Origin of the sequence: Acidiphilium sp. 20-67-58 (assembly GCF_002255515.1) — a bacterium.
GTDB lineage: Bacteria > Pseudomonadota > Alphaproteobacteria > Acetobacterales > Acetobacteraceae > Acidiphilium.
This window is the reverse complement of the sequence record NZ_NCAS01000003.1, coordinates 110,017-118,252: the sequence shown is the minus strand read 5'-3', so window position 1 is coordinate 118,252 and position 8,236 is coordinate 110,017. Positions and strand designations below refer to the sequence as shown.

The window sequence follows — 8,236 nt, the reverse complement described above, 5'->3', positions numbered from 1 at the left end:
ATTTATTTGTCTGCCATATTGATAGTGAAGAATATTTATCCAATCAGGTGACTCCATCTGATTGGATAATTCTTTGATATATACTTCAAATTATCTATTTCATTCATATTTTTCAAGTTTCAAATGCTTATACGAAAAGCATACCATCGGTTCTGTTGTTCGCCATGATTTACGTTTTTAGGTTTGGCTCTCAGAGCCTGATTGCAGGAATAAATCTCAAATTTTATTTTTATTACTTTCCCCAATGAAACACACCTCCCCCTCCCCCACCTCTGAGCAAAACAACGCCGCCTCCGCCTCGCGTCTCCGCCGGAGGCCGGCGAGCAAAATTCCGTTGGCGAGGTCCCAGCGGGGGAATTGGGCGGCGGCGGCGGTGTAGTCGCCGTTGTTGAGGCAGCGGAGGAGGGTGGAGCGGAGGAAGTTGCCGGCGCCGAGGTTGTAGACGAAGTCGATGAGGGCGGCTTGTTGGTGTGGGGTCAGGGGGACGGTGACGGCGCGGGTGACGGTCTGGTTGGCGGTGGCGAGGTCGCGGCGGGCGAGGGTTTCGGCGGTGGTGCGGGTGATGGGTGGGGTTGTGGGGGTGATGGGGGTGTTGGTTTCGTCGCTTGTCGAGCCGTAGCCGATGGTCCAGGTGCCGCCGGCGTCGCGGTAGGGGGTGGGGGAAAAACCTTCGAAGGGGATGATGAAGGTTTCGAGGACGAGGGTGAGGATCGTGGCGTTGTCGGGAGAGTTGGGGTCGGGGGTGGTGGGGTCGGGCGCATTGGGGTCGGGCGTGTTAGTGGAACCGGTGTCGGGGTCGGCGGGGATGGTGGGGGATTGTGGGGTGGTGTCGGGCATTGTCTCGCGCTCCTGATGGATCGGGCGAGGATGCCATGCGGGCGGGAGGGTGAGAAAGACTAACGTTCAATAACATTGCGGTGGCGGGCCGGGTAAAAGGCGGGTCGCAAAAAACGGGGCGGGATCAGGGGTTGGGTTCGCCGAAACGTGTGGCGAGGGTGGCGAGGAGGCTGCCTGGGGGGAACGGGGCGTCGGGGGAGATGCCGGCGCGGCGCCACATTTCGGCGTAGGCGTGGAGGAAGGCGGATTCGGGGGGCAGGCTGGGCGGGTTGGGGCGGAGCAGGGCGTCGGGGCTTTCCCAGTAGCCGATCGGGTTGGCGAAGCGGGGCGGCATGATGGCGTAGCCGTGGGCGGGGTGGAGGCGGGTGAGAGCGGTCAGCAGGTCGGGGCCGAGTTCGCCCCAGTCGATCGCGTCCTTGGGGAAGCGTTCGGCGACGGCGAGGGCGAGGTCGATCACGTCGCCCTTCGTGGGGGTGGGGTTGAAGATCACGTTGTTGTTGAGGGTGGTTGTCCAGCCGCGGGGGCGGAGGCGGCGGTGGAACCAGGCGCGCTGGGTGACGAGGAATTTCTGCGCCGGCAGGGCGGCGGCGGGGCGCAGGACGATGACGTCGGAATCGGTCCAGAGGCCGCCGTGGCGGGAGAGGACGATGTAGCGGAACCAGTCGGCGAAGCTGGCGATGGAGACGCGGCGGTTGGTGAAGAGGGCGGAGCGGGGGAGGATCGCGGCGGCGTCGGCCGTGGTGACACCCGGCGGCAGGTTGGGCTGTTGGGTGTAGGTCCAGATCGTCAGCGCGTAGCCCTGGGCGAGGAAGCTGCGGATGGCGAGGCGTTCGAGGCGGCGGGGTGGGTCGCCGTGCCAGAACATGTGGGCCTGGATGGTCATTGCCAGATGGTCATTGCCAGATGGTCATGACCAGGCCGCCGGCGCAGATGAGGGCGCCGCCGAGGAGGATGGCGGGGGATGGGCGGAGGCCGAAGCCGAGCCAGTTCACCAGCTGGGCGATGAGGAAGAAGAGGGTGACGTAGACGCCGAGGACGCGTCCGAAATCCCATGGGCCGAGATTCACCACCAGGCCGTAGGCGGCGAGGACGAGGATGCCGGCGGCGAGGACGGGGGCGCGGGCGAGGCCGTGATGGTGGAGGGCGGCGCGCATCAGGGCGTCGCCGCCGATCTCGAGGGTGGCGGCGGCGGCGAGGAGGGCGAGGATGGCGGCGGTGTTCACGGGGTGGAGGTTATTCTTCCGGGGTCATTCTTCGGGGCGGGGTTCGTTCAGCAGGTCGAGCGCGCCCTGGAGCATGTAGGAGGCGGCGGCGGCATCGACCCTTCCGGCGCGTTTGGCGCGGGAGAGATCGGCCTCGATGAGGGCGCGGTTGACGGCGGCGGAGGAGAGGCGTTCGTCCATCATCGCGACGGGAAGGCCGGTTTCGCGGGCGATGGCGTGGGCCCAGTCGCGCGCGGCCTGGGCGGCGGGGCCGAAGGAGCCGTCCATCGAGAGGGGCAGGCCGATGATCAGGGCGGCGGCACCTTCCTTGCGGGCGATGTCGAGAATGGTGGCGGCGGCATCGGCGAGCTTGCCGCGCTTCATCGCACCGTAAGGGGTGGCGAGGCGGCGGCCGACATCGGAAAGGGCGATGCCGATGATTTTCGATCCGGGGTCGAGGCCGATGAGCCTTGCGTTGCGCGGCAGGGTGGCGGCGAGGTCGGTCAGGTTGAACAGTGTCATGCGCGCGTTTATGGTCCAGCGCGCTCAGAAACCCAAGGGATCAGTCATGTCTCTCGATCACGCGACGGTAAGCCGCATCGCGAAACTCGCCCGTATCCGCCTCGACGAGGCGGAGGTGACGCGGATGCAAGGCGAGCTCAACGCGATTCTCGGCTATGTGGAACAATTGGCGGAAGTGGATGTCGAGGGTGTCGCGCCGCTGTCCGGCGGGGCGCAGATGGCGCTCAGGATGCGCGAGGACGAGGTGACGGACGGGAATTATCCCGACCGCGTGCTGGCGAACGCGCCGGAGCGGATCGGCGATTTCTTTGCGGTGCCGAAGGTGGTGGAATGAGCCTGATGGATATGACGATCGCCGCGGCGCTGGACGCGCTGGCGGCGAAAAAGGTTTCGGCGGTGGAACTGGCCGAGGCGCATGTGGCGGCGGTGGAGGCGCTCAATCCGCGGCTGAACGCGTTCATCACGACGACGCCGGAGCTGGCGCTGGAGCAGGCGCGGGCGGCGGATGATGCGCGGGCGAAGGGCGAGGCCCCTGCCCTTGCGGGCATTCCGATCGCGATGAAGGATCTGTTCTGCACCGAGGGTGTGCGGACGACGGCGGGATCGAGGATCCTGGAGCCGTTCGTGCCGCCGTATGAGAGCACGGTTTCGGCCAGGCTGAAGGCGGCCGGGGCGGTGATGCTGGGCAAGGCCAATCTCGACGAGTTCGCGATGGGGTCATCCAACATCACGTCGGGCTACGGGCCGGTGGAGAATCCGTGGCAGCGGGCGGATGGCGCGAAGCTGGCGCCGGGCGGATCGTCCGGCGGGTCGGCCGCGGCGGTGGCCGCACGGATGGCGATGGGGGCGACGGGGACGGATACCGGCGGGTCGATCCGCCAGCCGGCGGCGTTCAGCGGGATCGCCGGGATCAAGCCGACCTATGGGCGGTGCTCGCGGTTCGGGATCATCGCGTTTGCCTCGTCGCTGGACCAGGCGGGGCCGATGGCGCGGACGGTGGAGGATTGCGCGATCCTGCTGCGCGAGATGAGCGGGTTCGATCCGAAGGATTCGACCTCGGCGGAGCGGGCGGTGCCGGATTTCCGGGCGGCGTGCGGGCGCGGGGTCAAGGGGCTCCGGATCGGGATTCCGGCGGAGTATCGCGTGGAGGGCATGCCGCGCGAGATCGAGACGCTGTGGCAGGACGGGATCGACTGGCTGCGGCGGGGGGGGGCGGAGATTGTGGATGTCTCGCTGCCGCACACGAAATACGGGCTGCCGGTGTATTACATCGTCGCACCGGCGGAAGCGTCGTCGAACCTCGCGCGGTATGACGGGGTGCGATTCGGCGCGCGCATCGAGGGCAAGGACCTGATCGACCTGTATGAGCGCACGCGGGCGGCCGGGTTTGGCGACGAGGTGAAGCGGCGGATCATGATCGGGACCTATGTGCTCTCGGCCGGGTATTACGACGCGTATTACCTCAAGGCGCAGAAGGTGCGGGCGCTGATCCTGCGGGATTTCCAGGAGGTGTTCGCGAAGGTGGACGCGCTGCTGACGCCGACGGCACCCTCGGCGGCGTTCGCGCTGGGCGAGAAGATGGACGATCCGGTGACGATGTATCTCAACGACGTGTTCACCGTGCCGGCCTCGCTCGCCGGCGTGCCGGGGATGAGCGTGCCGGCGGGGCTGGATGCCGGCGGCCTGCCGCTCGGCTTGCAGGTGCTGGGGCGGCATTTCGACGAGGAGACGGTGTTCGCCGTCTCGTCCGTGCTGGAGCGGGCGGCGGGGTTCGCGCACAGGCCGGGCGTGATCGCGGGAGGTGCGGCATGAGCTACGTGATCGAGGGGACAACCGGCGCGTGGGAGCTGGTGATCGGGCTTGAGGTCCATGCCCAGGTGATCTCGCGCTCGAAACTGTTCAGCGGGGCGGCGACGGCGTTTGGCGCCGCGCCGAACAGCCAGGTGAGCTTCGTCGATGCCGGGTTTCCGGGGATGCTGCCGGTGATCAACCGCGAATGCGTGGCGCAGGCGGTGCGCACCGGGCTCGGGCTCGCCGCGCATATCAACCTCGTCTCGCGGTTCGACCGGAAGAACTATTTCTACGCCGACCTGCCGCAGGGCTATCAGATCAGCCAGTACGAGCATCCGATCGTCGGCGCCGGGGCGATCGAGATCGAGCTGGAATCGGGCGAGACGCGGACGATCGGGATCACCCGGCTGCATCTGGAGCAGGATGCCGGCAAGTCGATGCATGACCAGCATCCGAGCAAGTCGCTGATCGATCTCAACCGCTCGGGTGTGGCGCTGATGGAGATCGTCAGCGAGCCGGACATGCGCTCGCCGGAAGAGGCCGGCGCCTATCTGCGCAAGCTGCGCACCATCCTGCGCTATCTCGGCACCTGCGACGGCAACATGGACGAGGGCTCGATGCGGGCGGACGTCAACGTGTCGGTGCGCAAGCATGGCGAGCCGTTCCGCACCCGCTGCGAGATCAAGAACGTCAACTCGATCCGCTTCGTGATGCAGGCGATCGAGGCGGAGGCGAAGCGGCAGATCGAGATCTGGGAAGCCGGCGGGACGGTGGACCAGGAGACGCGGCTGTTCGAGCCGGCGCGCGGCGTGACCCGCTCGATGCGGAGCAAGGAGGACGCGCACGACTACCGCTATTTCCCCGAGCCGGACCTGCTGCCGCTGGTGCTGGAGGAGGCATGGGTGGAGTCGCTGAAGGCGACGCTGCCGGAGCTGCCGGATGCGAAGCGGGCGCGGCTGATGCGCGACTTTGGCCTGTCGCGCTACGAGGCGTCGATTTTCGTGATGGAGCAGGTGACGGCGGATTTCTTCGAGACCGTCGTCGCCGGGCGCGATGCGAAGCTGGTGGCGAACTGGATGCTCGGCGATTTCTTCGCCCATCTCAACCGCACCGGGACGAGCATCGAGACCTCGCCGGTGACCGCCGCCCGGCTCGGCGAGCTGCTCGACCTGATCACCGACAAGACGATCAACGGCAAGATCGCCAAGGAGGTGCTGGAGTTGATGTTCGACACCGGCGATGCGGCGGGCGCGATCGTCGAGGCGCGCGGGCTGAAGCAGGTGACGGATACCGGCGCGATCGACGAGGCGATCGACAGGGTGGTTGCCGCCAATGCCGACAAGCTCGCCGAATACAAGGCGGGCAAGGACAAGCTGTTCGGCTTCTTCGTCGGCCAGGTGATGAAGGCGATGCAGGGCAAGGGCAACCCGGCGCTGGTGAACGAGGCGCTGAAGCGGAAGATCGGCGAGCCGGCTTCATCATGATCCGCGCCCTCGCCGCCCTGCTGCTCTGCGCCGGCTTCGCCCTCGGCCTCGCCTGTGCCCCGGCTGCCTTTGTCCCGACCGCCTTTGCCGCGACCGCGGCGCAGACGACGCTGAGCGGCGTGCCGCTCGGCAAGGGCGGGGTGGTCGAGGTGAGCGGGCTGGTGCCGCCGCTCGGCTTCACCATGACCGAGGCGGAGACGGGAAAGACCGTCACCGCGCGGGATTTCCGCGGCAAGACGGTGCTGCTCTATTTCGGCTATACCAACTGCCCGGATGTCTGCCCCGACACGCTCTACAAGCTGCACATGCTGTTCCGCGCGCTGGGGCCGGCGGCGAAGAACGTGGTGTTCCTGTTCGTCACCATCGATCCGAAGCGGGACACCGATGCGGTGCTGGCGAAATATGTGGCGCTGTTCGACACGCAGTTCCGTGGCCTGCGGGGCACGCCGGACCAGATCTACCGGCTGGCGCGGCGGTATCGGGTGGTGGCATCGGTGCATCCCTCGCCCGATCCGCTGAAATACCAGGTGGTGCATTCGGCGCTGGTCTATGTGTTCGACGCGAAGGGTCGGGCGCGGTTCATCATCCCCGATCTCGGGCTGACGCGGCACCCCGACTACAAGGCGCTGGCCGCGGATATCGAGGCGGCGAACCGGAGCAAGGCGGGCGGCGTGCTGGGCTGGCTCGCGCGGTTCGAGTAACGCGCCGTCATCTTGCTCCTGACCGCGCGGTCAAAGCATCTATATCAATATGACAGACCACTAAATCCGATCCGAAAGGATCGGAAAGTGCTCTATCTTGTTGATAATTAGAGCATCTTTATCCGATCAGATGATTCCATCTGATCGGATGATGCTCTAGCGTGGCGTCAGTGTGGCGAGATAGGCGGCGATGTCGGCGCGGTCGGCTTGGGTGAGCGCGTGGGCGATGCGGCGCATCACATAGTTCTTCCCCTGCCGTCCGGCGGCGATGGCGGCCAGGGCGGCGAGTGTTGCCGCCGGCTTCAGGCCGGCGAGGCGCGGGGCGCCGATGGCGGGATTGCCGGCGAGATCGGCGCCGTGACAGACCATGCAGGGCAGCACCCCGCCCGCCGTGCCATGGGCGACGATGGTTGCGCCGCGCGCCGCATTGCCCGCTGCTTCGCCTTGGGGCGGGAGGGCGGCCACGGCGAGAGACGGCAGCAGGAGGAGGGCGGCGAGCAGCGCCGGCCGGAAATACGACACGGGCAGATCTTGCCTTCCCGTGTTACTGGCTGGCCGGGCGGCCATCGGCGCCATAGACGGTGAAGGGCACGGTGAGCGGCGGGGCGGCGGCGAATGTCAGGGTGACGCTCGCGGTCTGTCCCACCGCCATGTGCGGCTTCATGCACATGATGTGATAGGCGCCGGGAGAGAAGCGGAATTTGCCATGGGCCGGGATGGTCACGGATTGCACGTGGATCATCATGTCCATCCCGCTATGGTTCAGGCTGCGGTGCAGCATGGCGCTGCCGCAGGCGGGGGAACGGACGCCGGTGAGCACCGCGGGGCTGTCGCTTTCATTGGCCAGGGTGACGAAGCCGGCAGCCGGGATTTGTGGCAGCAGGTAGCGGAACCAGCCATCTTTGGCGGTGATCGCGGGAGCGGTGATCGCGGGAGCGGGGCTGCCGGCGGCGGCGGGAGCGGCGGCGGCGGGCTGGGCCAGCCCTGCGGCGACCAGAACGGCGGCGAGGAAAGCGGGGCGGCGCGGCATCAATAATTGTCCATCGTCTTGCGGATGAGCGCGGCCACGCCGGGCAGGTCGGGCCGCGAGGAGGGGAAGGTTGCGAGCAGGGCGATGGCCCACCCGTTCGGCCCGAAGAGATAGGTGGCGCTGCTGTGGCGGATGGCGCCCTCGGGATCGGGCGAATCGGGGCCGGTGGGGGCGCGGTAATAGACGCCGAAGCGCTGCGCCAGCGCCTTGAGTTCCGCCGGCGTGCCGCGCAGGCCGGTGAAGACCGGCGGCGGGCCGAATTTGGCGACGAAGGTCTTGAGCCGGGCGGCGGTGTCATAGGCGAGGTCGACGGTGACGAAGACGACCCGCAGATCCTTCCCGTACTTGCCGAGCAGGGGGACGAGTTTTGCCGCGTTTTGCAGGGTCAGCGGGCAGGTGTCCGGGCAGCGGGTAAAGCCGAAATAGAGGATCACCGGATGGCCGCGAAAGGTGGAGGCGGTGACGGTCTGGCCGGTTTCGACATCCTGCATGTGCAAGGCGAGCGGCGGCAAATGGCCTTCGAGCGGGATGATGGCCGGGCCGGCGGGGGCGCTTTCGGCCGAGGCGGAGCGCAGGGCGAGGCCGCCGAGGGCGAAACCGGACAGGCCGAGCATGGCCCGGCGGTCGAGGGCGTGTCGTGACATCGTGAACCTCCGTGGGAGGCCTTGC

11 protein-coding genes are annotated in these 8,236 nt (G+C 67.1%); 4 read left to right on the top strand and 7 right to left on the bottom strand.

What is annotated here, in order from left to right; all coding sequences use genetic code 11:
- Positions 1–216: 216 nt before the first annotated feature.
- The 4 genes from B7Z76_RS02575 to ruvX form a co-directional block, all read right to left on the bottom strand.
- The gene (locus tag B7Z76_RS02575) at positions 217–837 is read right to left on the bottom strand and encodes a lysozyme (protein ID WP_291341952.1); all 621 of its coding nucleotides are present in this window, start codon (positions 835–837) and stop codon (positions 217–219) included.
- Positions 838–961: 124 nt separating this feature from the next.
- Entirely contained in the window at positions 962–1,720 is a 759-nt protein-coding gene (locus B7Z76_RS02570) for a glycosyltransferase (RefSeq protein WP_291341950.1), read from the bottom strand.
- A gap of 10 nt (positions 1,721–1,730) precedes the next feature.
- Positions 1,731–2,060, bottom strand: coding sequence for a hypothetical protein (locus B7Z76_RS02565; RefSeq protein ID WP_291341948.1), 330 nt, complete (start codon positions 2,058–2,060; stop codon positions 1,731–1,733).
- Positions 2,061–2,084: 24 nt separating this feature from the next.
- Complete coding sequence (gene ruvX / locus B7Z76_RS02560; protein WP_174504574.1) at positions 2,085–2,561, bottom strand: Holliday junction resolvase RuvX; 477 nt, start codon at positions 2,559–2,561, stop codon at positions 2,085–2,087.
- Positions 2,562–2,607: 46 nt separating this feature from the next.
- On the opposite strand from ruvX, the gene gatC reads away from it, so the two are divergent.
- Genes gatC through B7Z76_RS02540 form a run of 4 tightly spaced genes read left to right on the top strand, consistent with a single transcriptional unit; the run spans position 2,608 to position 6,537 of the window.
- On the top strand, positions 2,608–2,895 hold the full coding sequence (gatC, locus tag B7Z76_RS02555) for an Asp-tRNA(Asn)/Glu-tRNA(Gln) amidotransferase subunit GatC (protein WP_174504573.1): 288 nt from the start codon (positions 2,608–2,610) through the stop codon (positions 2,893–2,895).
- Entirely contained in the window at positions 2,892–4,373 is a 1,482-nt protein-coding gene (gatA, locus tag B7Z76_RS02550; protein WP_291341946.1) for an Asp-tRNA(Asn)/Glu-tRNA(Gln) amidotransferase subunit GatA, read from the top strand. Before gatC ends, gatA begins: the two co-directional genes overlap by 4 nt.
- Entirely contained in the window at positions 4,370–5,836 is a 1,467-nt protein-coding gene (gatB, locus tag B7Z76_RS02545; protein ID WP_174504571.1) for an Asp-tRNA(Asn)/Glu-tRNA(Gln) amidotransferase subunit GatB, read from the top strand. The genes gatA and gatB overlap by 4 nt, the downstream gene beginning before the upstream one ends.
- Positions 5,833–6,537 (top strand): SCO family protein, encoded by a 705-nt coding sequence (locus B7Z76_RS02540; protein WP_291341944.1) that lies wholly within the window; start codon positions 5,833–5,835, stop codon positions 6,535–6,537. Before gatB ends, B7Z76_RS02540 begins: the two co-directional genes overlap by 4 nt.
- Positions 6,538–6,693: 156 nt before the next feature.
- Here the strand turns inward: B7Z76_RS02540 and B7Z76_RS02535 are convergent, their stop codons facing one another.
- The 3 genes from B7Z76_RS02535 to B7Z76_RS02525 are packed head-to-tail and all read right to left on the bottom strand — an operon-like array spanning position 6,694 to position 8,211.
- Complete coding sequence (locus B7Z76_RS02535; protein WP_291341942.1) at positions 6,694–7,059, bottom strand: c-type cytochrome; 366 nt, start codon at positions 7,057–7,059, stop codon at positions 6,694–6,696.
- Between the two features lie 22 nt (positions 7,060–7,081).
- Positions 7,082–7,567, bottom strand: coding sequence for a copper chaperone PCu(A)C (locus B7Z76_RS02530; protein WP_291341940.1), 486 nt, complete (start codon positions 7,565–7,567; stop codon positions 7,082–7,084).
- Positions 7,567–8,211: an SCO family protein gene (locus B7Z76_RS02525; RefSeq protein ID WP_291341938.1), complete on the bottom strand. Its 645-nt coding sequence runs from the start codon at positions 8,209–8,211 to the stop codon at positions 7,567–7,569. The genes B7Z76_RS02530 and B7Z76_RS02525 overlap by 1 nt, the downstream gene beginning before the upstream one ends.
- Positions 8,212–8,236 lie beyond the last annotated feature (25 nt).

Excerpts from the sequence above, each read along its gene's own strand:
- B7Z76_RS02575 (WP_291341952.1), bottom strand. The coding sequence starts at position 837 with ATGCCCGACACCACCCCACAATCCCCCACCATCCCCGCCGACCCCGAC.
- B7Z76_RS02570 (WP_291341950.1), bottom strand. The coding sequence starts at position 1,720 with ATGACCATCCAGGCCCACATGTTCTGGCACGGCGACCCACCCCGCCGC.
- ruvX (WP_174504574.1), bottom strand. The coding sequence starts at position 2,561 with ATGACACTGTTCAACCTGACCGACCTCGCCGCCACCCTGCCGCGCAAC.
- gatC (WP_174504573.1), top strand. The coding sequence starts at position 2,608 with ATGTCTCTCGATCACGCGACGGTAAGCCGCATCGCGAAACTCGCCCGT.
- gatA (WP_291341946.1), top strand. The coding sequence starts at position 2,892 with ATGAGCCTGATGGATATGACGATCGCCGCGGCGCTGGACGCGCTGGCG.
- gatB (WP_174504571.1), top strand. The coding sequence starts at position 4,370 with ATGAGCTACGTGATCGAGGGGACAACCGGCGCGTGGGAGCTGGTGATC.
- B7Z76_RS02540 (WP_291341944.1), top strand. The coding sequence starts at position 5,833 with ATGATCCGCGCCCTCGCCGCCCTGCTGCTCTGCGCCGGCTTCGCCCTC.
- B7Z76_RS02530 (WP_291341940.1), bottom strand. The coding sequence starts at position 7,567 with ATGCCGCGCCGCCCCGCTTTCCTCGCCGCCGTTCTGGTCGCCGCAGGG.
- B7Z76_RS02525 (WP_291341938.1), bottom strand. The coding sequence starts at position 8,211 with ATGTCACGACACGCCCTCGACCGCCGGGCCATGCTCGGCCTGTCCGGT.